23 protein-coding genes are annotated in these 25,818 nt (G+C 41.9%); 17 read left to right on the top strand and 6 right to left on the bottom strand.

Going from position 1 to position 25,818, the window contains the following annotated elements; translation table 11 throughout:
* The first annotated feature begins 143 nt into the window (after window positions 1–143).
* The 7 genes from BLR84_RS22815 (at window position 144) to gldN (ending at window position 7,697) form a co-directional block, all read left to right on the top strand.
* A complete protein-coding gene (locus BLR84_RS22815) occupies window positions 144–857 on the top strand; it encodes a hypothetical protein (RefSeq protein WP_090472566.1) in 714 nt (237 codons plus the stop codon).
* A 105-nt stretch (window positions 858–962) separates the two neighbouring features.
* Window positions 963–1,943 (top strand): DUF4271 domain-containing protein, encoded by a 981-nt coding sequence (locus BLR84_RS22810; protein WP_090472565.1) that lies wholly within the window; start codon window positions 963–965, stop codon window positions 1,941–1,943.
* A gap of 14 nt (window positions 1,944–1,957) precedes the next feature.
* Window positions 1,958–2,722, top strand: a complete 765-nt coding sequence (locus tag BLR84_RS22805) for a uroporphyrinogen-III synthase (RefSeq protein WP_076376218.1) — start codon at window positions 1,958–1,960, stop codon at window positions 2,720–2,722.
* Between the two features lie 254 nt (window positions 2,723–2,976).
* Window positions 2,977–4,296 carry a T9SS ring complex lipoprotein PorK/GldK gene (locus tag BLR84_RS22800; protein ID WP_090472564.1) on the top strand — a complete coding sequence of 440 codons (1,320 nt, stop codon included), beginning with the start codon at window positions 2,977–2,979 and terminating at the stop codon, window positions 4,294–4,296.
* A 46-nt stretch (window positions 4,297–4,342) separates the two neighbouring features.
* Window positions 4,343–5,143 (top strand): type IX secretion system motor protein PorL/GldL, encoded by an 801-nt coding sequence (gene gldL / locus BLR84_RS22795; protein ID WP_090472563.1) that lies wholly within the window; start codon window positions 4,343–4,345, stop codon window positions 5,141–5,143.
* A 40-nt stretch (window positions 5,144–5,183) separates the two neighbouring features.
* A complete protein-coding gene (gene gldM / locus BLR84_RS22790; protein ID WP_090472562.1) occupies window positions 5,184–6,683 on the top strand; it encodes a type IX secretion system motor protein PorM/GldM in 1,500 nt (499 codons plus the stop codon).
* A 6-nt stretch (window positions 6,684–6,689) separates the two neighbouring features.
* Window positions 6,690–7,697, top strand: coding sequence for a type IX secretion system ring subunit PorN/GldN (gene gldN, locus BLR84_RS22785; protein ID WP_090472561.1), 1,008 nt, complete (start codon window positions 6,690–6,692; stop codon window positions 7,695–7,697).
* Window positions 7,698–7,890: 193 nt separating this feature from the next.
* Here gldN and uvrC read toward each other — a convergent pair whose 3' ends face one another.
* From uvrC to BLR84_RS22770, 3 genes are all read right to left on the bottom strand, one after another.
* Window positions 7,891–9,714 carry an excinuclease ABC subunit UvrC gene (gene uvrC / locus BLR84_RS22780; RefSeq protein WP_090472560.1) on the bottom strand — a complete coding sequence of 608 codons (1,824 nt, stop codon included), beginning with the start codon at window positions 9,712–9,714 and terminating at the stop codon, window positions 7,891–7,893.
* Window positions 9,715–9,850: 136 nt separating this feature from the next.
* On the bottom strand, window positions 9,851–12,100 hold the full coding sequence (locus BLR84_RS22775) for a penicillin-binding protein 1A (RefSeq protein ID WP_090472559.1): 2,250 nt from the start codon (window positions 12,098–12,100) through the stop codon (window positions 9,851–9,853).
* Complete coding sequence (locus tag BLR84_RS22770; protein WP_090472558.1) at window positions 12,087–15,062, bottom strand: type IX secretion system periplasmic lipoprotein PorW/SprE; 2,976 nt, start codon at window positions 15,060–15,062, stop codon at window positions 12,087–12,089. The genes BLR84_RS22775 and BLR84_RS22770 overlap by 14 nt, the downstream gene beginning before the upstream one ends.
* Before the next feature lie 273 nt (window positions 15,063–15,335).
* On the opposite strand from BLR84_RS22770, the gene BLR84_RS22765 reads away from it, so the two are divergent.
* The 8 genes from BLR84_RS22765 (at window position 15,336) to atpG (ending at window position 21,225) form a co-directional block, all read left to right on the top strand.
* Window positions 15,336–15,566, top strand: coding sequence for an AtpZ/AtpI family protein (locus tag BLR84_RS22765; RefSeq protein WP_090472557.1), 231 nt, complete (start codon window positions 15,336–15,338; stop codon window positions 15,564–15,566).
* Window positions 15,563–15,949 carry a hypothetical protein gene (locus BLR84_RS22760; RefSeq protein ID WP_090472556.1) on the top strand — a complete coding sequence of 129 codons (387 nt, stop codon included), beginning with the start codon at window positions 15,563–15,565 and terminating at the stop codon, window positions 15,947–15,949. The genes BLR84_RS22765 and BLR84_RS22760 overlap by 4 nt, the downstream gene beginning before the upstream one ends.
* Window positions 15,950–15,963: 14 nt before the next feature.
* Window positions 15,964–17,055: a F0F1 ATP synthase subunit A gene (atpB, locus tag BLR84_RS22755; protein ID WP_090472555.1), complete on the top strand. Its 1,092-nt coding sequence runs from the start codon at window positions 15,964–15,966 to the stop codon at window positions 17,053–17,055.
* Window positions 17,056–17,108: 53 nt separating this feature from the next.
* A complete protein-coding gene (atpE, locus tag BLR84_RS22750) occupies window positions 17,109–17,351 on the top strand; it encodes an ATP synthase F0 subunit C (RefSeq protein ID WP_090472659.1) in 243 nt (80 codons plus the stop codon).
* A 108-nt stretch (window positions 17,352–17,459) separates the two neighbouring features.
* Entirely contained in the window at window positions 17,460–17,951 is a 492-nt protein-coding gene (gene atpF, locus BLR84_RS22745) for a F0F1 ATP synthase subunit B (RefSeq protein WP_090472554.1), read from the top strand.
* A gap of 88 nt (window positions 17,952–18,039) precedes the next feature.
* Complete coding sequence (gene atpH, locus BLR84_RS22740; protein ID WP_090472553.1) at window positions 18,040–18,585, top strand: ATP synthase F1 subunit delta; 546 nt, start codon at window positions 18,040–18,042, stop codon at window positions 18,583–18,585.
* 34 nt (window positions 18,586–18,619) lie between these two features.
* Window positions 18,620–20,194, top strand: coding sequence for a F0F1 ATP synthase subunit alpha (gene atpA, locus BLR84_RS22735; protein WP_090472552.1), 1,575 nt, complete (start codon window positions 18,620–18,622; stop codon window positions 20,192–20,194).
* A gap of 146 nt (window positions 20,195–20,340) precedes the next feature.
* Window positions 20,341–21,225 carry an ATP synthase F1 subunit gamma gene (gene atpG, locus BLR84_RS22730; protein WP_090472551.1) on the top strand — a complete coding sequence of 295 codons (885 nt, stop codon included), beginning with the start codon at window positions 20,341–20,343 and terminating at the stop codon, window positions 21,223–21,225.
* A gap of 78 nt (window positions 21,226–21,303) precedes the next feature.
* On the opposite strand, the gene BLR84_RS22725 is transcribed toward atpG, so the two are convergent.
* Window positions 21,304–21,693 (bottom strand): DoxX family protein, encoded by a 390-nt coding sequence (locus BLR84_RS22725; RefSeq protein ID WP_090472550.1) that lies wholly within the window; start codon window positions 21,691–21,693, stop codon window positions 21,304–21,306.
* A 2-nt stretch (window positions 21,694–21,695) separates the two neighbouring features.
* The gene (locus BLR84_RS22720; protein ID WP_090472549.1) at window positions 21,696–22,130 is read right to left on the bottom strand and encodes a VOC family protein; all 435 of its coding nucleotides are present in this window, start codon (window positions 22,128–22,130) and stop codon (window positions 21,696–21,698) included.
* Between the two features lie 108 nt (window positions 22,131–22,238).
* Here BLR84_RS22720 and BLR84_RS22715 point away from each other — a divergent pair, with 108 nt between their 5' ends.
* Window positions 22,239–23,219: a GlxA family transcriptional regulator gene (locus BLR84_RS22715; RefSeq protein ID WP_090472548.1), complete on the top strand. Its 981-nt coding sequence runs from the start codon at window positions 22,239–22,241 to the stop codon at window positions 23,217–23,219.
* Between the two features lie 254 nt (window positions 23,220–23,473).
* Here BLR84_RS22715 and BLR84_RS22710 read toward each other — a convergent pair whose 3' ends face one another.
* Window positions 23,474–23,941, bottom strand: a complete 468-nt coding sequence (locus tag BLR84_RS22710; RefSeq protein WP_090472547.1) for a DinB family protein — start codon at window positions 23,939–23,941, stop codon at window positions 23,474–23,476.
* 136 nt (window positions 23,942–24,077) lie between these two features.
* Here BLR84_RS22710 and BLR84_RS22705 point away from each other — a divergent pair, with 136 nt between their 5' ends.
* Window positions 24,078–25,814 carry an ArnT family glycosyltransferase gene (locus tag BLR84_RS22705; RefSeq protein ID WP_090472546.1) on the top strand — a complete coding sequence of 579 codons (1,737 nt, stop codon included), beginning with the start codon at window positions 24,078–24,080 and terminating at the stop codon, window positions 25,812–25,814.
* Window positions 25,815–25,818 lie beyond the last annotated feature (4 nt).

Below are 25,818 nucleotides of genomic sequence, written 5' to 3'. Positions count from 1 at the left end.
TTAAAATTAGAGTTGATTGTCAATTATTTATCTAAATGTAATCTATTTTAACAATATATAAAAGCCGTAATACCCCGGTTGTTTTTATAAATAATCAGGTCGATATTTTTAAAGTATATTTATGTACTCATATACCCGACCAAATGAAACCTAAAACAATACTGTTGATCATATTCTATACCCTGATGGTGTTCCGGGTATGCGGTCAACAGCCCGGCCGCGAAATCCAGATCAATATAGATACACTTTTAAATGCCCGGCCGGTAACTACACTTACTCATGGTAAATTGGTAACGTGGAGCAAGGGTATCGATGGTGATGGACAGGGTGATGGCTATCTCACAATGGCAGCGGCCCTGTTTAATAAGGATAAAGATCCGCACGCGTTACCAGATCATCCGGGGATAGAGGCTACGCCGGAACATCCGTCAATTACATTACATTATAAAAACAGCGCTGGCACAGGTTACCAGGCCCATTTTGTTTCGGGCGAAGGTAGTTTTGGATTTTATGTGCCACCTAAAAGATATATGGGTATGTACCTGAGCCTGACCAGCGCCGAAGGGGGCTCGCAATTACAAATAGAATTAACGTATAAAGATGGAGTAGCCGTAAAAGATTTCTGGCTGCCTGATTATTATAATGACATTATTGCCAGGGACACCAGTTTAAGTTATGTGGTACATGACCTGGCTAAGTGGGATAAAAAAAACAATATGGCGGAGCGCAACCACCATAATATTGATGCCTTGAACATTTACCCTGATCCTCGACGGGTTTTACTACATATTAAAGTTAAAAAGGGCACTGCCGGATATCTTTTATTTTGGGCTGCTACCGGGGTGCCCGTTAAATAAAATTCTATTTAACTAATACCAGGTTAATTGTAATGCGTTTATAAAACAATCAATTATTACAATAAATTTGCAGCAAAATTAACGGGGTTTATATTTTGCTTTAAAATGCGTTTAACTGCCTGGTGTTTCCTGCTTTTATTATTGAGTTGTTCGGCAGTGTTTGCGCAGCAGGACTCGGTAATTGCTGGTAATACACATAAACGATCAGTAAGCATTCACCAGCCTGGTACCTCGCTGCTTGACTCTGTAGCTGCAGCTATGCATGCCCGCAAGATTTTTGTGGCCGATTCCATCGCCATGCGTTACATACACGCGCCCGACTCAGCAACCACAAGAGAGTTTGCAGATAGTTTACTGGCTCATACCTTATATAAGGGCTATGGGTTTTTAGATATTCCTCTAAAATCAAAAGACCTGGTGAGGGACGGGCACAACCGCCCGCTGCGTGATCCCTGGATAATCATCATTATTGTTGGCTTGCTTTTATATACAGCCGCGCTTAATATCGCCTTAAATAAGGATGTGGCTTATGTGCTGCAATCGTTTTACAGTAAGCGTGTACTTTCACAAGCTGGCAAAGAAGAAGGTTTTGTAAGCTCATGGGCCTTTTTGGGCCTCTTTTTATTGTTTTGTTTAACCTGTGGTTTGTTCTTGTACCAACTTGCCGCCTATAAAAGTGTTTATTATATTGTGAGTGGGAGCAGGCTGTATGTATCGCTCACAGTGATCATTATTGGCTTGTTTGCCTTGAAGTTTCTAGCTCTTAAATTTTTGGGGTTTGTTTTTGATATGAACCGCCTGGTAAGCGAATACCTGAATATATTGCACCTTACTTACTTTAATTTAGCATTTATATTTTTACCGGTTGTAGTTTGTTTTAGCTTGCTTGGGAGTAGGTATGTACCGGCTTTGCTTACCATAACACTTATAATAACGGTGATTATATTTGTATGGCAATACCTCAGGAGCAGCGTAAATATTATTTCTACTTTTCGATTTCATAAGTTTTATTTATTTACGTATCTTTGTGCCCTCGAAATTTGCCCCGTTTTAATTTTGATAAAGGCATTGAATATTAGAATTTAGGTAGTTTTAAACGAATTGATTTGGAAGACAGAAAGAAAAAGGTTAAAAGTATATTAGTTACTTTATCAAAACCCGAAAACGATAAGAATCCGTATGCAGAACTGGCTAAAAAGCTAAACCTGAAAATTGACTTCAGATCTTTCATTCACGTTGAAGGCGTTCCTGCAAAAGATTTTAGAAAGGAAAAAATAAACCTGAGCGATTTTACCGCGGTTATTTTTACCAGCCGTAACTCAGCAGATCATTTCTTTCGCATTTGCGAAGAGATGCGCTTTGAAGTTCCGGTAGAAATGAAATATTTCTGTCTGTCAGAAACTATAGCATTGTACCTGCAAAAATATATCCAATACCGTAAGCGTAAGATATTTTTTGGCAAACAAACCGCTGCCGATCTGGCAGAGGTGCTTAAGAAACATTCGGCCGAAAAATTCCTTTATCCATGTTCAGATGTTGCGGCAGAAGAAACACAACGTTTCCTGTTGGAGAACGGTTACAATTTTACACCAGCTGTATTGTTCCGCACCGTTTGCAGCGATCTTTCTGATCTGGCCGATGTGTTTTATGATGTGATCGCGTTTTTTAGTCCGTCAAGCATTCAGTCCTTATATAAGAACTTTCCTGATTTTAAACAAAATAACACCCGCATAGCAGCTTTTGGTGCCACAACACACAAAGCAGTGCTCGAAGCAGGTCTGATCCTGGATATCCCGGCGCCAACCCCAGCTGCCCCATCCATGACAATGGCCATTGAGCAATATGTTAAACTGGTAAACAAATAAATAATTTAGAAATTTATTGAACCCTGTTGCAACTTTTTGTGAAAAGTTAGCGTATTAATGCCAACTAATTCACATTATTGTAATTGGTTTTTTGCCTCTATACGATGTAATAACTTGTCGTTAAAATAACGCGAAGGACATCTATTGACTTTATTTTAGGTTAAAAAAATGTTTTTTGGGTTTGTTAGCGCAAATTTTTGATATATTCGGGGGGCTCATAATGTTATAGTTTATATAACTGAATTTGTTTAAAAATGAAGCATATCTACTTTTTAATAGTTGTTTTGGCGGGCGGATTATTGAGCGGTTGCAGTAAAGGAGGCGATAGAGGGGAGGTTACCGGTATCCCGCAACGCTCATTCAGGTCCGAGGTACCTTATGGTATGGTTTATATACCTGGCGGAACCTTTCTGATGGGACAAACCGATCAGGACGTAACTTTTGCGCAGATAGCGCAAACCAAGCAGGTTACCATAGCTCCTTTCTTCATGGATCAAACCGAAACCACCAATAGCCAGTACAAGCAGTTTGTTTACTGGGTACGTGATTCCATAGCTATTACCAATTACGCTAACGATAATAAGTATTATATTCAACCTAAAGGTGCTGGTGCTAACGCCAATAATAATAACGGCAAAAAATTCATTAACTGGGATTACGTAAAAAAGAACCCCGTTTGGAGTAATAAAAAAGGCCAGGCCAATAATGCTTCAAAATTACAGGGCATGTATTACCAGGGCGACGATCGCGTTTTTGATCGTAATGAAATAGACGTACGTATATTAAAGTATAACTATTCCATTATGGTACTGCGTGATGCTGCCAATTATAAAAACGATAAAACTAAAAGACGTTCTGATTTCATTTTACGCGATACGGTAGCTGTTTATCCGGATACCTTGGTATGGTTGAGCGATTTTTCATACGCCGCCAATGAACCTATGGTTGAAGGTTATTTTTCGCATCCGGCTTTCCGCAATTACCCGGTAGTTGGTGTAACCTGGCGTCAGGCAAGAGCATACACCGTATGGCGTACCCGTTATAACGATGCTTATAAAGATTCACGCCGCTTACCGCACCGTTTACCATACAGTTTGCCTTCCGAAGCTCAATTTGAATATGCAGCACGTGGCGGCAGGATAGGTACCGATTATCCATGGGGCGGCCCTTATATTAAAAATGCCAAAGGCTGTTTACTGGCCAACTTTAAACCTGGCCGTGGTAACTATACAGATGATGGCGGAGCTTATACCGTAAATGTGCGCTCCTATTTCCCTAACGATTATGGCTTGTATAACATGGCCGGTAACGTAGCTGAGTGGACATCATCAACTTTTGACGAATCAGCCTCATCATTTGTGCATGATCTTGCACCAACATTTAATTACGAAGCTAAATCAACCGATCCGGAAGTACTGAAACGTAAGGTTGTGCGCGGCGGGTCATGGAAAGATATCGGATATTTTCTTCAAAATGCGACCCGTACCTATGAATACCAGGACACCGCGAAATCATACATTGGTTTCCGTTGTGTAACTGATTATTTGGGCCGTGATATTAAAGACAAACGATAAACAAAACTAATTAATAAACATCTACACAAATTATTTCTGAATTATTATGGCAGGGAAGAAAAAACCGTTCGGGGTAGGAAACTTTGTATCATTTGGAGCAACTATAGTGATTTTTGGCTTGTTGTTTAAAATACAACACTGGCCAATGGCGTCATTATTTATTACAATTGGACTGGGAATGGAAATAATACTATTTGCTGTATTAGGTTTCCAAAGAGAAGATAAGGATGTTGACTGGACCCGCGTTTATCCGGAATTGAACGAAGATTTTAGCGGCGAATTACCAAAAGCCACTACCAGACCAGTAATTAGTAACTCATCAAATACACAGGCTTTGGATAAAATGCTGGAGGATGCTAAAATAGGTCCGGAACTGGTACGCAGCCTGGGCGATGGTTTAAGAACTTTTGGTGATAAAGTTGCCGCTATATCAAGAGTAACTGATGCCGGTGAGGCTACTATTGCTTTTACCGATAAAGTAAAAACAGCATCTGCAAGTTATGATAAGCTGAGCAACGCTTTTGATAAAGCATCAGCCAATTTATCAGAATTAGCCAATTCCAATGTTGATTCAAAGGCATATCATGAGCAGGTAACCAAATTGGGCCGTAACCTGTCTGAATTAAATGCTGTTTATGAATTGGAACTGCAGGATTCAAGTGCTCATTTAAAATCAATGAACAACTTTTATAAAAATCTGTCTTTAACCATGAACAACTTCAATGAGTCGTTAGATGATTCGAAACAGTTTAAGGAAGAAGTGGGCCGTTTAGCTAAAAACCTGGCATCGTTAAATTCGGTGTATGGTAATATGCTTACTGCAATGAACCAGCCACGTGTTAATTAATATAATTAATAGATTTTTATACAAGCTAATATTTATATAGATGGCCGGAGGTAAGGAAACCCCAAGACAGCGAATGATAGGCATACTATACCTGGTGCTTTTAGGCTTAATAGCGCTTAATGTACCCGATAGCTTGTTAGACGCTTTTAAAAACATTACAAGTAGTTTAGACCAGTCAAGAACAAATGTTACTACCAGTTTACAAAGCACCTACTCGGCATTTGAAGCAACTAAGTTAAAAGAGCAGCCCGAAAAGGCACAACAATACTTAACTAAAGCGAAAGATGCCAGTAAAGCAGCCGATGAATTGAACGGTTATATTGAAGAACTAAAAACAGAATTAATAAAAAGAGGCGGCGGTATTAACGAAGAAACAGGCGATGTAGATGCAAGGGAAAGCCTTGATATATCGCCCGAAGTAATGATCAACGCTAAAAAGGCCGATGTATTAAAGGAAAAAATTGAAGCTACCCGCGCACACTTACTACAAATATTAGGTAAGGACAGTGTGGGGGTTAATTTTTCTTTAAATGCTATTGGTCCTAAGAAAAAATCATGGCAACAGGCTTATTTTGGTGATGGCATCCCATTGGGGGCAGCATTAACAACTTTAGCGAAGATCCAGGCTGATAATAAAAATGCCGAAAATGAAGTGGTAAAAAAAGTATTAGGTAAGGTTGACGTAGCCCAGGTAACTTTAAATCAGTTTAAGGCAGTTGCGGTGGCGCCAAGCAGTTATGTTTTAGCAGGTCAGCAATATAAAGCCGAGATTTATTTAACTGCGTATGATCAAAATTCAAATCCTGCAATTACGGTAGGTGGATCAACCATACCTACCTCAAATGGTGTAGGTACTTATACTACTACAGCAAGTGGTGAAGGGTTACATACATGGACAGGCAGTTTATCCGTAAAACAGGTAGAAGGTCCGCCTAAAGTATATCCGATTTCTGCTACCTATATGGTGGCAAAACCATCGGCCGTGGTATCACCCGATAAAATGAACGTATTATATATTGGTGTACCAAACCCGCTTTCTGTATCGGCGCCGGGTGTGCCAAAAGAAAGTATGAAAGTAAGCATGAGTGGTGGATCTATCAGCGGAAGCGGCGGCCATTATACAGCTACTGTAAGCAGTATAGGTACAGCAAAAGTTACTGTTTTTGGCGATAAAGGTATGGTTTTAGGTACGTCTGATTTTCGTGTAAAACGTATCCCAGATCCTAAACCACAATTTGCCGGTAAAAGCGGTGGTAATACCAGTGCTGCAAACTTAAGGGCGCAGGACAGGGTATTTGCTAAATTGGAGAATTTTGATTTTGATGCTAAATTTAACGTAACGCGTTTTACCCTGCTTGTTGTAAAGCCCCGTCAGGATGCTACTATATATTCAGCCAGCGGTTCTGAGCTAACAGGTGCTATGCGTGCGGCAATGAATACTGTTACACCGGGTACTACTGTTGTATTTAAGGATATTATTGCAGTTGGCCCTGATGGAACACCGAGAGGACTTGACCCGATTGTAATATCCGCAAATTAAAGGCGTATGAAAAAGAAAATTTTGGTAATTGTACTTTGCTTAGTGTGCGTTTCGGCAGCATTTGCCCAGAAGCGCCCGGCTAAAAAACGTACCCGTAAACCGGCTACTACCACGCAGCAACAACCAGTACAGCAGCAACCAACACAGCTGCAACCACAGCAATCCAGTCAGCAGGATAATGTGGCGAGCCAGCCTCCTGTTGCCGATACTTCAAAACGTAAGGCATTTGATCCCAACAAGCCTTTTGAAAGACCGCTTGATGGGTATTACAAAAAAAATAACATCCTGAATGCCAAGGTTACCCCTTTGCCAAATCTGCGTGAAAATGATGTAGTTTTTGCTAAACGTGTTTGGCGGGAAATCGATGTTCGCGAAAAAATGAACCAATACCTGGCTTCACCAAAAAGCAGGTTAATTGATGTGCTTTTAAATGCCATTGCCGCAGGTGAGTTAACCGCCTACGATCCAAGCCCAACAAAGGACGATCCGGGAGGCGATGCTTTTACGGTTCCGCTTTCTTCAGGAGGCGCCAAATCAAAAATGGCAGATAGTTCGGTAGTTGATAAGTTTGATAAAGACGGTAATAAAATAGGATCATCTTTACAGGCCGGTGAGTTTAACCCTGACAGCGTAGTGAAATTCCGTATTAAGGAAGATTGGGTTTTTGACAAGCAGCGCTCGGTATTTGAACCACGCATTATTGGTATAGCCCCACTGATCAAACCAAAAGCAGGCACTCTTGATCTGGATTATCAGCCCGCGTTTTGGGTGTATTTTCCGGAAGCAAGACCGATTTTTGCTACTAAAGAAGTTGCCAGCCGTAACAGCGACGCGACAGGTCTCAGCTTTGACGATGTTTTCATGAAGAGAATCTTCACCAGCTATATTGTTAAAGAAAGTAATGATAAGGACGAACGCATAAAAGATTACGCACAGGGCATTGATAAGCTTTACGAATCAGAACGGATCAAAAAATCGCTGATGGATTGGGAGCTTAATCTGTGGTCATACTAACCAATTACCAACCTAAATTTTAAAGCCAGAATTCAGAGCCTGCGGGTATTGAGTTTTGGCTTTGTTGGTTTCTATACAATCCTCTTTCAAGCGTCATTGCGAGGAACGAAGCAATCTCCAAGCTATACAGAGCCGCTCTGCTTATCGGGGATTGCTTCGTGCCTCGCAATGACGGGTTGGTTATATTGCTCTTTTAATTTTGACCAGTCTCTGCCTCTTTGCCAAAATATCCTAAAATGGCTTTGGCCTGTTTCAGGTTCACTACTTCCAGCAACATTTCCTCACTCGCTTCGCGAATCTTCTTTACCGATTTAAAGTATTTCAGCAGCTTTTCGGCAGTAGTTTTGCCTATGCCATCTATCAGTTCCAGTTCGGTAGCCAGGGTGCCTTTATCGCGGATCTTCCGGTGAAAGGTAATACCAAAACGGTGTGCCTCATCGCGCAGATGTTGGATCACCTTTAATGTTTCCGATTTTTTATCCAGATACATCGGATACTGATCGTTAGGATAATACAGCTCTTCCAGGCGCTTGGCTATACCTATAACGGTTACCTGCTTATCAATCCCCAGTAGTTTAAGGCTGTGCATGGCCGATGATAACTGACCTTTGCCACCATCAATAATGATGAGTTGTGGTAGTTCGGTACCTTCATCCAGCATGCGGCGGTAACGGCGGTGTACGGCTTCTTCCATGGTGGCAAAGTCATTCGGGCCCTCTACGGTTTTTACATGAAAGTGCCGGTAGTCTTTCTTGGATGGCTTGCCATCTTTAAATACTACGATAGCCGATACTGGGTATTTACCTTGGAAATTAGAGTTATCAAAACACTCAATATGACGGGGCAGCTGATTCATCCGCAGATCTTTCATCATTTGCGTAAGCAAACGTTCTGTACGGATCTCGGGATTCAGCTTTTCATACTGGTCTATCTTTTCCTTTTTAAAGAAGAGTACATTCTTTTGCGAAAGATCGAGCAGCTTTTTCTTTTCACCCAGTTTAGGTACTGTGAACTTAATCCCGGGATGATCTTCCAGATCAATACCAAAAGGCACAATGATCTCTTTGGAATCACTATTATAACGACTCCTGAACTCGGATATAGCCAGGGTTAGCAATTCCTCATCACTTTCATCCAGGCGCTTTTTCAATTCAATAGTTTGCGTTTGGATGATGGTGCCATTCATCACTTTTAAAAAGTTAACAAAGGCTATTTTATCTTCAGAAGCAATGCTGAAAACATCCACGTCCGTTATAGATGAATTTACAACGGTTGATTTGCTCTGGTAGTTCTCCAGCAATTCAAATTTCCGCTTTAAGCGGTGTGCAAGCTCATAGTTATATTCTGCAACCGCGGTTTCCATTTCGCCTTTAAGGCGGCGTAGCACGACTCCTATTTTACCGTTCAGGATGTCTTTGATTTCCTCAATGCTGTTGTCATAGTCATCCTCGGTCTGGTAGTTTTGGCATGGCCCTTTGCAGTTGCCCAGTTGATATTCCAGGCAAACCTTAAACTTACCTTTATCGATGTTTTCGCGGGTAAGCTGCAGGTTGCAGGTGCGCAAGGGATAGGTTTCCTTAATAAGCCCCAGAATGTTGTGCATCATGCTCACCGAAGCATAGGGTCCCAGGTATTTTGAACCATCCTTAACAATGCGCCGGGTCCAGAAAATACGGGGGTAATTCTCGTTCTTGATAATGATCCATGGGTAGGTTTTATCATCCTTAAGCATCACATTGTAGCGGGGCTGATGCTTCTTGATCATACTGTTCTCCAGCAGCCAGGCATCTACCTCGGTATCAACAATAGTAAAAGTGATGTTGCGGATCTTGGATACCAAAACGCGGGTTTTGGCATTTACATGTATATCCTGATTAAAGTACGAGCCCACGCGGTTGCGCAGATCTTTAGCTTTACCTATATATATCAATTCCTGCTCACTATCCCAATATTGATAAACACCTGGTTTGTGAGGTATATTTTTTAATGCAACTTTATAATCAAATTTTTCACTCATAACTCATTTAATGAAAACAGATATCAGTGCGTCATTGCGAGGAACGAAGCAATCCCCTATTTACAGAGTCGCTTTATGGATAAGCCCTGTATAGTTGGGGATTGCTTCGTTCCTCGCAATGACGTTTGGGGTTAATCTAAAACCCTAATTTTTTATCAACTTCGGTTGTACCCTGCTGTTGCTGATTATACTGATTGCAATCCATCACTATACTCACGCCGTTTTTGGGTGCATCAAAGTCGACATTCTTCTTGATGCCTAAGGCGGCGTTGGCGTATACCTTTTTCATATAAAACGCAAATATAGGCAGGGCGCTGTTCGCGCCTTCACCCAGTCGGGTTGATTGAAATGCGATGTCACGATCTTCACAGCCCGTCCATAAACCGGTAACCAGTTGTGGTGTAATGCCTATAAACCAGCCATCAGAGTTATTCTGGGTTGTGCCGGTTTTGCCCCCTATCGGATTGCTGAGGCCATATTTATACTGTAAGCGGGAGCCTGTGCCATCCTGAATTACACCTTTAAGCATGTACGTCATCACATAGGCGGTTTGCGGGTTCATGGCCTGTACCACTTTCGGTGTATGGGTATATAAAACGTTTCCGTTTTTATCTTCAATGCGTAATATATAGGTAGGCTCTGTCCATAGGCCGTGATTAGCAAATACCGAATAGGCTGCTGTCATTTCAAATACCGAGGCATCAAATGTGCCCAGGCAAATAGAAGGATAAGGCGGTACCGCGCTGGTTACCCCCATTTTTTTGATCAGCTCCACAACTGGCTCGGGTTTAACCTCACCCATTACGTGCGCGGTTACCCAGTTTTGCGAGTGGGCCAAAGCCTGGCGCAGCGTAATAAAGCCTGGTATAGTTTCAGATGGAGATGAGCGCGGGCACCACGGACCGCTGCCATATCCCCTGATGGTGTCAGGCACATTATTGATCTTCATACAGGGTGAGTAACCATTATCAATAGCTACCGCATAAGTAAACGGTTTGGCAGTTGAACCCACCTGGCGTGTGCCGTTTTTTACCTGATCATATTTAAAATGCTCAAAGTTGGTACCACCTACCCAGGCTTTAACATAACCCGTAGTTGGGTCCATACTCATCAAGGCGTTACGAAGCAGCATTTTACAATACACAATAGAGTCGATAGGTTTCATCAGCGTGTCGATGTCGCCATGCCAGGTAAACAGGTTTAGCTTGTCTGGGGTGTTAAAGTTGGTGGTGATATCCTCATCACTCATTCCCTGGGCTTTCAACTGCTTGTACCTGTCAGACTTGTACATGCCCTGCTGCATCAGCAGTTTATAATTGTGAATGCTTTTGGACAGGTTTTTTCCACGCCAGTGATCATTAAACTGTACCTGCAGATCGCGCATATATTGCTGCTGGGCCTCCTCGGCGTATTGCTGCATGGTAGCGTCAATAGTGGTGTATATTTTCAGGCCATCGCGGTCAAGATCATAAGGTGTACCGTCTGACCGGTTAATGTTTTGCTCTTTAAACAGTTTTTGCAGCTCTTTTTTAAGTACCGACCTGAAATAAGGTGCCGGGCCATCAAAGTGGTTGTTCGGGTGAAAATCGAGTCCAAGCGGTTTTTGTTTGTACTCATCGGCCTGGGCCTGGTTCAAATCACCTTTTTCAACCATACGATTGAGCACCAGGTTACGGCGTCTCAGCGCGTTTTCAGGATGACGGATGGGCGAGTAGATACCAGGTCCGTTAACCATACCAATCAATAATGCTGCCTGATCTGGTGTAAGCTTGTCAGGCGTAGTATTAAAGTAAGTACGTGCTGCCGACTTAATGCCATAAGTATTATAGGCGCCAAAATCAACCGTGTTGAGATACATCGTCAGGATCTCCTCTTTGGTATAATGGCGTTCCAGCTTAACAGCGGTTACCCATTCCTGCATTTTTTGAATAACGCGTTTAAATGGATTGGCTGCTCTTTCTGAGAACAGGTTTAATGCCAGTTGCTGTGTAATAGTACTGCCACCCTGCTTTTGTCCGATCAGTAAATGCAGAAAAATGGTAAAGCTCCGGCCAAAGTCAATACCGGAATGGTCAAAAAAGCGCTTATCCTCTGTAGCTACCAGCGCGTTAACTACGTTGGGTGATAGCCCTGCATAAGTTACGTTGGAGCGGTTTTGTATATAATAGGTACCTAATACCTTTTTATCGGCCGATAATACTTCGGATGCCTGGTTGCTCTTGGGATTTTCCAGATCACGGAAGGAAGGTAGCTGACCAAATACATCAAAAATAGTAAGCGCTATCATCAATCCTACAAATACAAAACCCGCTATTACGGTGCGCCATATGTACCAATTGTATCGTCTTATATCCTGTTGCGTTAGCTTGGGCTTAGTGGTTCTCATTTGAATAATTTTTCTGGTAATAGTCAATATAACTATCCACCGTTTTTTGATCGGCTAATTTATCCAGATTTTCCTTGGTAATGATAAAAAAACTGTATTTATCCTTAGGAACCTTCATAATATCCGGCAATACCGGGATAATGCTCTTGGCATATTTCCGGGCATCGCTCAGGCTAAAAAAGCGACCAATGTAAATGATCTGGTTGTCTGGTCCTGCATTTACCAACTCGTGTTTAAAGCCATAGCCAAAAAAACGGATGCGGTTAAATTGTCCTATTCCAAAACGTGAAGAGGCCAGGTTAGTTGTACCCGAAGTTACATTTATAGCAAAATAATAATGTGAGCTATCGCGCTTTGAAAATATCTGGGCAATATTTTGTGCCACAATAACGGGTGGAGCCACCGTTGTGTTAACGCTATCGGGATTGGCCTTGTTAGCTTGTTGTAGCACGTATGCCGGCTGTTGTATATGAGTATCGCTTAGTTTGCCCTGTGGCGCGTTTAGCTGCGTACTGAGCTTTGTTGTCGCTGAAGCCAATCCGTTCAGAGGCGCATTTACCGGGTGGCGGTACTCTGGTGCCTGTGGCGACGGTATATATGTTTTCCGATATTCTGTTTGTTTTTGATAAGCCACAGGAGGAGTAAACGGGATTTCGTTCGGATCTTCGTTATTCAATACCACCGGACGGTTGGCTACTTCGGCCAGGTTGGCATTAATGTAGGCCAGGTGTTGCTGGGCCAGCGGGGTTATTAATACGTCATCCGGGTATTTTTCAACTATCTGCTTCATATCGGCCATAAATGGCGGTAGTTTTTCCTGGTGCCCTGCGGCTATGGCTTTTAAATAAAATAACTGTGCCGAGAAACGATTGTCCGGGTATCTTTTTAACAGATCGTCTGCACTGCTGATCACCTGCGCGTATTGTTTTTGCTCATACAGGTCATACACCTGGTTATAGAATATGTTAAACCCGGCATTGGCATCATTCAGTTTTTTACTGTATTCCGGATCAAGAATTATTTTGGCGAACGCGGTTTGCGGATACTCTTTCAGGATGCGGTTTTTATACATATCAGATTTGGCTGCATCAATATCCGTATATAAACGGTACAGATTATAATATATAGCCGGTTTGTCGGGATTATCCGGAAAGCGGGCAAGCATTTTCTCAAAGGCGGCTATAGCCTCTTTTTTATCTTCCAGCACATCACGGTACAGGTTGCCCAGATCAAGATAGGCATTGTAGATACGGATATTGGATTGGCTAAGCAGATCGGGTGTCAATGGCAGATCGTGAATGAGATCTTGTTTATAGATGACGTTTCTTAACGAATCGGCCGCTTTACCGGTAACACCCGCGAGTTTGTCTGTAGTTGTGTTCGGTCCCGCAGGTCCGGCGCTTGTAGGCAAACCGCTGTTGGAGCGTTTGCTGCGGCGCCAGTTGTCTTCCAGTCTGCGGTTTCCCCATTGGCGCTTAAAGGCGGTATATCCCTGACTTACCGCGGCATTATTATAAAAATAGAACGAACTCACTGCGTTTTGCCCGTTTTGACCATTTTGTCCAGGCTGGCGGTTTAGGCCATTTTGCTGCGATTGCGCGTCGGGGTTATTTAATGTAAAGCTGTTGCTGAACGGGTCGCCGTTATTGGCACTGGCCGCTGCTGCCGCAGCTGCGGCAGCAGCGGCTTTTTCTTTGGCAGCTTTACGGGCAACCATAGCGTCAATATGTGCCATGCGTGTTTTTTCGTCAAGGGCGGCTAACATTTGCAGGGTATCCTCGCGGGCTATAGTTTGCAGCAGGCCGGTCAGTATTTGCAGATTGTTGCTCTTTTTAACGATAAGCTGATAGCCAGGATAGCTGGGCGACAGATCGTTAAGAGTGCTGTCGTAATATAGTTTGGCTCCTTCGTAATCGGCCTTGTTTTTAAAATCGATATCAGCAATGCGCAGGTATGATACTCCCCGCTGATTTTGATTTTTAGTACTGTGACGTATGGACAGTTTATAATTTTTAACAGCGTTATCAATATCGCCTGTGGAGTAATATTGCTGCCCGATGTGGTAGTATATCTGGTCGAAAAAATCGATATTGTCGTGATTCTTCAATAATTTACGCAGCTGGTCTAGCTTGCTTAATTTAATACCATTGCGGTTGTCCTGTATCCGGATGCGGTTTAAATTGGCATTAAAGGCCATTTCGAATGAGGCGTTGCTTTGTACAATGCGGGTATAGCTATCATAAGCATCGGCTGGTTTTAAGTTAAGCTCCTGTAGTTGGGCCAAAATAAAGATCCAGCGTAACTTTAGCCTATTTATCGAACTGAATTGTATAGCCTGTTTGGCATCTTCCTCGGCTTCGGCATAATTTTGCGTGTTGATGTTGTATTGCATGCGGGTTGCATACACATCGGCAGTAAAACTTTTACCCGGTTTTTTAGGGTTGATGTTTTGTACCGCCGAATCAATCACAAGTTTGGCTTTTGGGAGGTTGTTAAGATATAAAAGCGAACGTCCTTCCCAAACCATAGCCTCCTGGGCCAGCGCAAAATTATTCCCAAATGATCGTACTACGTAGCTAAAATATTCAACAGCATCAAAATAACTACCCTCCAAAAAACGCGCTTTGCCCAAAACCAGGTAGGCATTGCCAATATAATGGCTTTGCTCTTTGATGTTGATAATGGTATTGGCTTTGGTAATAGCCAGCTCCATATCCTTATCCGGCGAACCGCCCTGGCTGGAAGTATCAGGGTAAACATTCAGTAATTCGGTATAAGCATCAGGAAACGATGCGGCAAAACTTTCCTGCTTGCGGCGCAGCAACTCGTTGGCATTAAACAGGATATTGTAATGCGCGGTAAGGTTTTGCATAGAGCGGTTAAGGCCGCTTTCTTTTTCGAGCGAGCATCCCGCGATAGTGATAATAAGGGCAAACAGTAAAAATTTACTGTTTTTATACATGGAAGATATAGGTAGTTGCCTCAAAATAAGCTATTGGTTTTAAAAGCCTCGCTAAAATACTAAACATTATACGATTTCGGATTTAGGATGTTCGATTTTAACGGTTGTTAGTTTCTGATGATGTCGATCATTTCGGATGTTCGATCTCAGAATATCGTAATTCAGATTTATTATTCTGTTAATTCGTTAATTCTGAAAATTCTGGTTCAGACATTTTAATTCTTTAATTCCGATAATTCTGGTTCAGACCAACAGCTTTTCATAAATTTGCGCATGGCTAAAAATGAACAGGACGACGAATCTGAAAATGTCAGAGAGGCAAACACTTATGCCAAGTTCAGCGGTGTAGCTTTCCAGATGATAGCAGTTATTGGCGTATTTGCTTTTGCAGGTTATAAAATTGACGAGGCTATGGCGCACCGGGTAAAATGGGTAACGGCTGTGTTATCGCTTATTGGGGTGTTTATTGCATTATATATTGTTATCAGATCTGTAAAAAGTTGAAATTACTACCTACTGTATTATCCTATTTGTCGTTTATTATTATCATAGCGGTGCCACCGGTGGTGCTGGCTTATATTGGTTACGGCAATTTACTCACCCCAAAGTTTTGGCTGCTGTTTTTTTTCCTTTCGGGCCTTACCTTTTTAACGGTAATTGCTATCCTAATGGTGGCCAAAATCAACAAAGAAATGTATGCTCAGGCCTTTTTGGCCGCAACAACGGTTAAGCTATTGGCTTGTATGTTTTTCGCCTTGATTTTTCTTTTAAAAAACAAGGTAAACAGGTACGTTTTTGTGGCCGATTTTTTTTATATATATTTCTTAAATATGGGTTTTGAAATTTATGGTTTGTTACGTAACTTGCGCAACCAAAAAATAAGGTAGAAAACTTCATCTAGATGAATAATAGCTCGATTTTGAACTCAAAAATATTTAAACCATTACTGATTTCCGCGCTTTTTTTGCTTTTCTGTGTTAAGCCAACATTATCTTTTTCACAAGAAAAGGCTGCGGAAGCAAGCGAAAAACCATTTGATCCGAAAGAAGTAGTATTTGAACACATCGGTGATTCACACTCCTGGCCTGTGGCAATACCATTTATGGATGAGCACTTTGTTTCGTTGCCTATTATTCTGTATACAGATAAAGGTTTGGAAGTTTTTTCTTCTGGGAAATTAGGTTTCCATCATGAAGAAGGTCACGAAGCTACAATTTACAAAGGTGAGCATTATAGCTATAAGCTTGAAGATAAAAAGGTAGTAGCGGTTGACGAAGCCGGTGAAGCTATTAAGGATGCTAAAATATATGATTTTTCTATCACCCGAAATGTGATCAGTATGTGGTTGGGGATGATCGTATTATTGATCGTATTTTTTAGTATTACTTCGGCCTATAAAAAACGCGTAGGTAAAGCACCAAAAGGTTTACAAGCGTTGCTTGAGCCGGTTATCCTTTTTGTAAGGGATGATGTGGCTATTCCGAACATCGGCGTTAAGTATGTTAAATACATGCCTTTGTTGCTAACTATTTTCTTCTTTATATTGATCAACAACTTGTTGGGTTTGGTTCCCTTCTTTCCGGGAGGCTTTAACCTAACCGGTAATATTGCGGTAACTATGGTGTTATCGGTAATAGTGCTTGTGGTTATTAACTTTAGTGGTAATAAATACTACTGGAAACACATTTTTACACCCGATATTCCATTGTGGTTGTATCCTATCATGGTTCCGGTTGAGATCATCGGTATCCTGTCAAAGCCATTCGCGTTAATGATTCGTTTGTTTGCGAACATTACAGCCGGTCACATCATTGTACTAAGCTTAATATCCTTAATATTTATCTTTAAAACTGCATGGATGGCAACAGTGTCTGTGCCGTTCGTAGTATTTATGGATTGTATCGAGTTGCTTGTGGCATTTTTGCAAGCCTTTATTTTCACGATGCTTACTTCCCTGTTTATCGGGATGGCTGTTGAAGAGCATCACCATTAATCTGAATTAATTATAATTATATATACACGTTAAATTATCAAACAATGATTGGAATGATTGGAACAATTGCACAAGCCGCTGCTACAGGTGTTGTGGGCTTACAAAAAATTGGTGCAATTGGTGCAGGTTTAGCTGTTATTGGCGCTGGTATCGGTATCGGTCAAATCGGTGGTAAAGCCGTTGAAGGTATCGCCCGTCAGCCAGAAGCTGCCTCAAAAATTCAAACTAACATGATCATCGCTGCAGCCCTTGTTGAAGGTGTTGCTTTGTTTGCCGTGGTAGTTGCTCTTCTCTAATATTTATTAGGAGGAAAGAAAAAGAACAACCCGGGGCGATTGGCTCCGGGCTTGTTTTAAAGAGGTTAAAAAAGAATAAACATATAAAGTAAATATCTATACATAATTATGGACTTAGTTACCCCCAATCTTGGTTTGGTTGTCTGGACAACGATATCCTTCGCGATCCTGCTGTTTTTACTGGGCAAATTTGCCTGGAAACCTATCTTAGGCGCCCTTAATGATCGTGAACGCTTTATTGAAGATTCACTGTCAAAAGCCGAAGCCGCTAAAGATGAAATGGCCCGTTTAACCAACGAGAATGAGTCGTTACTGAAACAAGCCCGTGCCGAGCGCGACCAGATACTGTCTGAAGCCCGCAAAGTAAAAGAGCAAATGATAGTTGATGCCAAAGAGCTTGCCCACAAAGAAGGTGCACGCATGATTGAACTGGCCCGTGTGGAAATCAACAACCAGAAATCAATAGCTATGGCTGATGTTAAAAACCAGGTAGCTACCCTGTCATTACAAATTGCCGAAAAAGTATTACGCAAGCAATTTGAAGATCACCAGAAACAAGACGAACTGGTGAGCCAACTATTAAAAGAAGTGAAATTGTAAATAGATTTAAGATATGAGATTTGAGATATGGGACAGAAATAGTACCGGTCTCACATCTCACATCTAACGTCTCACATCTCAAAAATATATGTCAGAATTAACAGTAGGAACCAGGTACGCCAAATCGCTAATTGACCTTGCGCAGGAACAAGATATTGTTGATGCGATCAAGGCTGATATGGATCTGTTTTTGCATACCCTTAAGGCAAATCCTGAACTTAAAGCTGTTTTAAGTAACCCGATCATCGCGCACATCAAAAAGATAAAAATACTGGATGAAGTGTTTGCTGGCAAGGTGAACAAGGTTACCATCGCGTTTTTTAAATTGATGGTTAACAAAGGTCGTGGTGAGGTTTTATATACTACCGCACTGGAGTACATTAACCAGTTTAACATCAAAAGGCATATCACCAAAGCAAAAGTTGCTTCGGCTACAGAGCTTTCTGCAGCTAACAAGAAAACACTGATTGCTGAATTGCAAAAGACAATTGGCGGTACTATTGAACTGGAAGCTAAGGTTGACCCAAGCCTGATTGGTGGCTTTGTACTAACCGTAGGCGACAGGCAGGTAGATACCAGCATTGCAGCCAGCTTGAAAAAATTAAAGAAAGAATTTGCCGAACAGGCAGCTTAATATTAACACTAAAACTCTAAATAAATTTTAAACAATGGTAGAGGTAAGACCAGACGAAGTATCGGCAATTTTGCGTCAGCAGTTGGCAGGCTTCAAGTCAGAATCTGAATTAGAAGAAGTGGGTACTGTACTCCAGGTGGGTGACGGTATTGCACGCGTTTATGGATTGACAAAAGTACAATCAGGAGAGCTTGTAGAATTTGGCACAGGATTGCAAGGTATCGTGCTTAACCTTGAAGAAGATAACGTGGGTGTGGTATTGTTAGGTAGATCTGACGATATTAAAGAAGGTGATACGGTAAAACGTACCAACCGTATCGCATCTATCAACGTAGGTGAAGGTATGCTTGGCCGTGTTGTGGATACCCTGGGTACCCCAATTGACGGTAAAGGCCCTATCACTGGTCAAACTTACGAAATGCCTTTGGAGCGTAAAGCGCCTGGTGTAATCTATCGTCAGCCGGTAACTGAGCCTCTGCAAACTGGTATTAAAGCGATCGACGCGATGATCCCTATCGGCCGCGGACAACGTGAGCTGGTAATCGGTGATCGTCAAACCGGTAAAACTGCCGTTTGCATCGATACCATCATCAACCAAAAAGAATTTTATGATGCCGGTCAGCCGGTTATCTGTATATATGTAGCTTGTGGTCAAAAAGCAAGTACAGTAGCTAACATTGTACGTACACTGGAAGAAAATGGTGCTATGCCATATTCAATCATTGTAGCCGCAAACGCTTCAGACTCTGCAACCATGCAGTTCTTTGCTCCGTTTGCAGGTGCCGCTATCGGCGAGTACTTCCGTGATACCGGAAGGCCAGCTTTGATCATCTATGATGATTTGTCAAAACAAGCTGTTGCTTACCGTGAAGTATCACTGTTATTACGTCGTCCACCGGGCCGTGAGGCTTACCCAGGTGACGTATTTTACCTGCACAGCCGTTTATTAGAGCGTGCCGCTAAGATCAACGCGAATGATTCAATCGCCCAGGCGATGAACGATTTGCCGGAGTCTATCAGAGGCATCGTAAAAGGTGGTGGTTCATTAACCGCATTGCCTATCATCGAAACACAAGCTGGTGACGTATCTGCTTATATCCCAACCAACGTAATCTCTATTACCGATGGTCAGATATTCCTGGAATCAAACCTGTTTAACGCGGGTGTTCGTCCGGCCATTAACGTAGGTATCTCGGTATCACGTGTGGGTGGTAACGCACAGATCAAATCCATGAAAAAAGTAGCCGGTACCTTGAAATTGGATCAGGCTCAATACCGTGAGTTGGAAGCGTTCTCAAAATTCGGATCGGATCTTGATGCTTCAACTAAAAACGTACTGGACAAAGGTATCCGTAACGTGGAGATATTGAAACAAGGTCAGTTCGCTCCGGTATCTGTTGAAAAACAAGTTGCTATTATATACTTAGGTACAAAAAACCTGATGCGTAGCGTGCCTGTAAAAGATATCAGGAAGTTTGAAGTTGAATTTACCAGCCAGTTAGAGGCTCGTCATCCAGAAGTTTTAGCTGCCCTTAAAGCAGGTAAATTTGACGATCAGATCACCGGCGTATTAGAAACTGTAGCCAAAGAACTGGCAAGTAACTATTAATTTAGATATGAGATATTAGATTTGAGATATGAGACAATGGCTTATATCTCGAATCTTTAAAAAAAAGCAATAGAAATGAGTAGCGGAGAAAAGGGAAAATGAGTTAAGTCTCATATCTCATATCTCACATCTCACATCTCAACAAAATGGCTAATTTAAAAGAAGTAAGAAACAGGATAACATCTGTATCATCAACCCAGCAGATCACCAAGGCCATGAAAATGGTTTCGGCGGCTAAGTTGAAACGTGCTACAAATGCTATTGTACAATTGCGCCCTTATGCCAATAAGCTAAAGGAGTTGCTGGCTAATTTATCTGCAAGTTTAGAGGATGGTTCATCACCTTATCTACAGGAGCGTGAGCCTGTACGTGTATTGGTGATTGTAGTAACCTCAAACCGTGGTTTGGCTGGTGCTTTTAATGCCAACGCAATTAAAACAGCTAACAACCTTATTGCCGAAAAATATACCAAGCAATTGCAGGCTGGTAATGTTTCGATAGTAGCTATCGGTAAAAAAAGCCAGGAGTATTATCAGCGTCGTAAGTACAACGTAATTGGTAACAATAACGATTTGTACCTTGACCTTAACTTTGAAAATACTTCCAAAATTACCGAAAGCATTATGGAAGGTTTTGTTAATGGCGATTATGACCGTGTGGAGCTGGTGTATAACCATTTCAGGAACGCGGCAGTACAGTTTTTAATTGCCGAGCAATTGTTGCCAGTACCAAAACCTGAAAAACAAGAAGAGGTAAAAACTGCTAATGTTGATTACATACTGGAGCCTTCGCAAGAAGAAATCGTAGAGCAGTTGATACCTAAAAATATCAAGATACAAGTATATCGTGCTGTATTGGATTCCAACGCTTCTGAGCATGGCGCCCGTATGACAGCCATGGATAAGGCGACTGAAAACGCAGGCGAATTGTTAAAAGCCCTTAAGCTTTCATACAACCAGGCCCGTCAGGCAGCCATCACCACCGAGCTTACCGAAATTGTGAGTGGTGCCGCGGCTTTATCCGGACAATAAAATTTATAAAAGAGTTTATAGTAAAAAGGCCTTCTTGTATAAGAAGGCCTTTTTTGTGTTTGCTTTTTTCTGACCGGTTTAGCTTTCAACAAGCACACGATTACCTACGTCTGATCTTTTATGGTAAAATATGTAAGACCCGGCCAACAGTAAAATAGGCAGGATGATAAAGATCAAAGCCGGCAAGGGTTTGCCAAGAACAATGTTGGAATACAAGGCGCCCAGTATGTCGAACGCGATACCAGCATAGGCCCATTCTTTCAATCGTGGATAACCAGGAACAAGAATCACCGCGAAGGCAAGAAGTTTGGCAATACCCAAAAACGGCACCAGGTAAGCAGGGTATCCGAGTCCGGTAACAATCTTGACCGAATCGGGGTAAGCGATAGCGTCAAATACCGAACCTACACCTACCATAGCGAGCAATATACCCGTGCAGATCCAGTAAAATATATTTATCTTCTTCATAACTATTTAGCCGTTTGCTTCAGATCGAAATTGATCATCCATTGTATGCCGAATTTATCCCGGCACATGCCGCAATAGGCTCCCCAAAAGGTTTTGTTAAGCGGCATTTCTATTTTACCACCCGCGGCCAGGCCATTGAATAGCTTGTCCGTTTCGGCCTCACTTTCGGTATTAATGTTGATGTAAAAGTTATTACCCATGGTTAAGGTTTGCCCCATTGATTCTAAGGTGTCGGTGGCCATCAGGTTATTATGTTTACCCATAGGAAGCGACGCGTACATGATCTTTTCCTGATCTTGCTTAGGCATTCGCTCAAATCCCGGACTTTCGTTAAAACGCTGAAAACCTGCAAATTCTACACCGAATATGGATTGGTAAAATTTCATGGCCTCTTCGGTATTGCCCATGAAATTTAAATAAGGATTAATGCTGATCATGATTATTGTTGTTTTGTTAAAACAAAGGTAAGCGCTATATCTATTAGACATGATGTGCTAATACGACAATCTTAGGTAGGGTATTGCGACAAAATGGTATATTTAATCATGATCAACATTGCCATCTTAACGCTCAAAAACGCGGTCATGGCCTCCATCGCCGATGCTGCCTATGTATTTGCTACCGTTAATGAACTCTTGGAAAACTCAGGAAAGCCGCCTTTATTCGTCGTGAAACTGGTAGGGACAGACAAGGAAGTACAATTAAACAATGGCAATTTCTCTGTTAAGCCGGATGTGATCATGGATGATTTGCCGCAAACCGACCTGATCATTATTCCATCCATGATGGGTGATGCCATTGCTGCGGCTTATGTTAATAAAGATTATGCATCCTGGATAATTGATCAATATAAACAAGGTGCCGAGGTAGCCAGTTTGTGTACAGGCGCCTTTCTGCTGGCATTCACCGGTTTGTTAAGAGACAGGCAATGTACAACGCATTGGGCCTATGCCAACGAATTCAGGTATTATTATCCGGATGTAACCCTGGTCGACGAAAAAGTGATCACGCATCAGCATGGTTTATACTCAAGCGGGGGAAATAACGCCTACTGGAACTTGCTGTTGTACCTGGTCGAAAAATATACCAACCGCGAAATAGCCATTCATACAGCCAAATTTTTTGTGATCGATATCGATCGCAGGTACCAATCGCCCTTTATTATTTTTAACGGTCAGAAGAACCATGAGGACGATACCATCCTGAAATCGCAGGAGTTTATTGAACAGAATTATAAAGGAAAATTAACCGTCGACAAAATCGCGGATGTTTTTAATGTCAGTCGCCGTACGTTTGAGCGCAGGTTTAAAAAGGCTACGCGAAGTACTGTGGTCGAATACATCCAGCGTGTCAAGATCGAAGCTACCAAGAAACAGCTGGAAACTGGTAAACGATCGATCAATGAAGTGATGTATCATGTGGGTTATTCTGACGTGAAAACCTTCCGGGATATTTTTAAAAAAATAACCGGCATGACCCCGAACGATTACCGGATTAAGTATAACAAAGAAGCGACTGTTTTTTAAACAAAAGCCCCCCTTTGTCATCCTTAACGTAGCGAAGGATCTAATATCTTTTATCATTGCTTATGACGAGCCCGCGTCATGTCATTGCGAGCGTAGCGTGGCAATCTCCTCGCGTTCTCAACAGTATGCATAGCTACGAGATTGCTTCGTCGTGCCTCCTCGACATATTCTTTATTAATAATTGAGTCCTTATTTTAATGTAACACGTTATTGCTCCTTCACAGTCCCTGAATTTTAATCCTCAGCATAACAAATTAGACCAATTCATTTAATACCGCCCTTTTCAATGCCATAATATAGCCACAGTGCAATCCTTCGTGAAATGGCAACAACTCCATGGCTTCATTAAACGAGTTGATGGTGGTGCCGTAACGACTCAACCAGGCAGGGTAATTGGTAAATATATTAGCTTGCATATCGGCCTCCAAACGGTCAATACTGCTCAGGAAAAGTTCTTTAATATGGGCTATCTCTTCTGTATCAATAAAGCGTTCGGGCTTGGTATCGGGCCTGAAGGGGGTGTAGTATTTATCCTCTACAACAAAGGGTAACCCGGCGCGGGTATAGCATATACCTTGTTGCCCTGATATCAGGTGAGCCAGATTCCAGACGAGGTTATTATTAAAGCCGGTAGGTATATGGTTAAGTTGCTCGGTGGTAAGGCCCTCCACCTGGTTAAGTATAAATTTTCTGGGTTGTTTTATAAATTCAGATTTGAACATGTTTGGTTTTATTTGTTAAGGCTAAATTATGAAGATTAGATGTATTATTTGATCAAATTACTTAATGATGATTGCGAATACTTTAAGCCTTATATCTTTTATCATACCTTTGCCAATTAAAATTTTAGTATAGTTAATGCAGCACGACAGTTTAAATAATCCGCAGGCCCCGGTAAAATATAGCCGCCCTGTTATTTATTTTTTATTGTTGTGGACAGCATTGAACGTGTTGCAATCGGCTACGCTAGAGTTGCATGCCGATGAGGCCTATTACTGGGTATTTTCACGCATGATGGACTGGGGGTTTTATTATCACCCGCCCATGGTAGCAGTATTTATCCGTATTGGTGATATGCTGATGCATAATGAACTCGGCGCCAGATTGATCACTTTACTATCGAGCACAGGAGCCATATACCTGGTCTGGTTGATGCTGAAGCGATATGAGGTGAGTGCCAAATGGTTTATCCTGTTGATGTCGGGCATACTGATATTTCATGTATATGGATTTACTGCCACGCCCGATGCCCCGCTGTTATTTTTTGCCATACTCTTTTACTTTTTTTATCAGCGATATCTTGATAGCGATAGCTGGTTACTGGCTATTATACTTGGCGTTATTGTAGCCTGTTTGCTGTATAGTAAGTACCACGGCATTTTGCTGGTTGGTTTTACCCTTTTATCCAACCTGAAGTTATTAAGGCGGGCCTCATTTTACCTGATAGCGGTGCTGGCTTTGGCTTTATTTGTGCCCCATATCATATGGCAGTACCATCACAATTTCCCGGCGATAAACCTCAATTTATTTGAACGCTCTGAAGGTGGTTTTGATATTACTTACGGCTTTATTTTTCTGGCAGCTCAGTTGCTCATCGGCGGACCGCTCATCAGCTGGTTTATATTCTACAAGGCTTTCACCACCAAAATAAAAGATGCCTTTATGCGTGGCCTGATGGTTAACGCTGCCGGCGTTTTTATATTTTTTTACCTCAATACCTTAAAGGTAAATGTACAACCGCATTACACGCTGATAGCCTTTGTGCCGCTGATAATGCTGGCATTGATCGGGATTAAGCAAAAACAACTTAACCCGGTATGGCTTTACCGTCTGGCAGTGGTTAACGTTGTGCTTATTGTGGTTTTCAGGCTTTGTATGGTGGCTGGGTTCCCGTTTTTAAAGGAAAATAATCAATTGGCCAGCTATTATGGATTCAGGGATTGGGCCAAAGCGGTACAGGCCAAAGCCGGCGATCATTATGTGATCATGAAGGATGAATATCAAAATCCATCCAAGTATTGCTTTTATACCAATTCATTAAAAGGCTTTGGGTACGATTCGCGCTATTACCGCACCACCCAGTTTGATATGTGGCCTTTTGAGGACAGCCTGCAGCACACCAATATATATTACCTTACAGAGGATAAAATTAAAGGTATAACAACCGATAGTATCCATACCAGTAATACCGCGGGTAAATGGTATGGTGGCTGGGTTAAAGATACACGTACTTATCAAAAAGTGATCTGTAAACCTGCGGTGGACAGTATGACCTTGATTCCGGGACAACAGCAGTCGGTAGAGGTGCTTATTACCAATCCATATCCATTCCCAATTAATTTCAACAATACCAACACCTTGCACCCACTCGCGGTAGAAGCTTGTTTTTTATTAGGTGAAGACATTGTAGAGGTACAATCGGCTCAGCAAAATATTTATGACCTGCCCACGTTAAAACCCGGCGCGCAGGCTCACTATAATTTTACATTTAAAGCCCCGCTTAAAAAAGGGAATTACGGCTTGTTTTTTTCCTGGCGAACGGAACCGTTTGAAGGAAGCAGAAACAGCACCTATATCAAGTTTACAGTTAAATAATACA

Source organism: Mucilaginibacter sp. OK268 (genome assembly GCF_900103125.1).
Lineage (GTDB): Bacteria > Bacteroidota > Bacteroidia > Sphingobacteriales > Sphingobacteriaceae > Mucilaginibacter.
The sequence above is the reverse complement of the archived record's forward strand: the minus strand, read 5'-3'. Positions and strand labels throughout refer to the sequence as shown.

Excerpts from the sequence above, each read along its gene's own strand:
- BLR84_RS22815 (WP_090472566.1), top strand. The coding sequence starts at position 144 with ATGAAACCTAAAACAATACTGTTGATCATATTCTATACCCTGATGGTG.
- BLR84_RS22710 (WP_090472547.1), bottom strand. The coding sequence starts at position 23,941 with ATGTTCAAATCTGAATTTATAAAACAACCCAGAAAATTTATACTTAAC.
- uvrC (WP_090472560.1), bottom strand. The coding sequence starts at position 9,714 with ATGAGTGAAAAATTTGATTATAAAGTTGCATTAAAAAATATACCTCAC.
- atpH (WP_090472553.1), top strand. The coding sequence starts at position 18,040 with ATGTCAGAATTAACAGTAGGAACCAGGTACGCCAAATCGCTAATTGAC.
- BLR84_RS22715 (WP_090472548.1), top strand. The coding sequence starts at position 22,239 with ATGATCAACATTGCCATCTTAACGCTCAAAAACGCGGTCATGGCCTCC.
- gldN (WP_090472561.1), top strand. The coding sequence starts at position 6,690 with ATGAAAAAGAAAATTTTGGTAATTGTACTTTGCTTAGTGTGCGTTTCG.
- atpE (WP_090472659.1), top strand. The coding sequence starts at position 17,109 with ATGATTGGAACAATTGCACAAGCCGCTGCTACAGGTGTTGTGGGCTTA.
- BLR84_RS22720 (WP_090472549.1), bottom strand. The coding sequence starts at position 22,130 with ATGATCAGCATTAATCCTTATTTAAATTTCATGGGCAATACCGAAGAG.
- atpG (WP_090472551.1), top strand. The coding sequence starts at position 20,341 with ATGGCTAATTTAAAAGAAGTAAGAAACAGGATAACATCTGTATCATCA.
- BLR84_RS22725 (WP_090472550.1), bottom strand. The coding sequence starts at position 21,693 with ATGAAGAAGATAAATATATTTTACTGGATCTGCACGGGTATATTGCTC.
- gldM (WP_090472562.1), top strand. The coding sequence starts at position 5,184 with ATGGCCGGAGGTAAGGAAACCCCAAGACAGCGAATGATAGGCATACTA.
- BLR84_RS22770 (WP_090472558.1), bottom strand. The coding sequence starts at position 15,062 with ATGTATAAAAACAGTAAATTTTTACTGTTTGCCCTTATTATCACTATC.
- gldL (WP_090472563.1), top strand. The coding sequence starts at position 4,343 with ATGGCAGGGAAGAAAAAACCGTTCGGGGTAGGAAACTTTGTATCATTT.
- BLR84_RS22810 (WP_090472565.1), top strand. The coding sequence starts at position 963 with ATGCGTTTAACTGCCTGGTGTTTCCTGCTTTTATTATTGAGTTGTTCG.
- BLR84_RS22800 (WP_090472564.1), top strand. The coding sequence starts at position 2,977 with ATGAAGCATATCTACTTTTTAATAGTTGTTTTGGCGGGCGGATTATTG.
- atpF (WP_090472554.1), top strand. The coding sequence starts at position 17,460 with ATGGACTTAGTTACCCCCAATCTTGGTTTGGTTGTCTGGACAACGATA.
- atpA (WP_090472552.1), top strand. The coding sequence starts at position 18,620 with ATGGTAGAGGTAAGACCAGACGAAGTATCGGCAATTTTGCGTCAGCAG.
- BLR84_RS22705 (WP_090472546.1), top strand. The coding sequence starts at position 24,078 with ATGCAGCACGACAGTTTAAATAATCCGCAGGCCCCGGTAAAATATAGC.
- BLR84_RS22775 (WP_090472559.1), bottom strand. The coding sequence starts at position 12,100 with ATGAGAACCACTAAGCCCAAGCTAACGCAACAGGATATAAGACGATAC.
- BLR84_RS22765 (WP_090472557.1), top strand. The coding sequence starts at position 15,336 with ATGGCTAAAAATGAACAGGACGACGAATCTGAAAATGTCAGAGAGGCA.
- atpB (WP_090472555.1), top strand. The coding sequence starts at position 15,964 with ATGAATAATAGCTCGATTTTGAACTCAAAAATATTTAAACCATTACTG.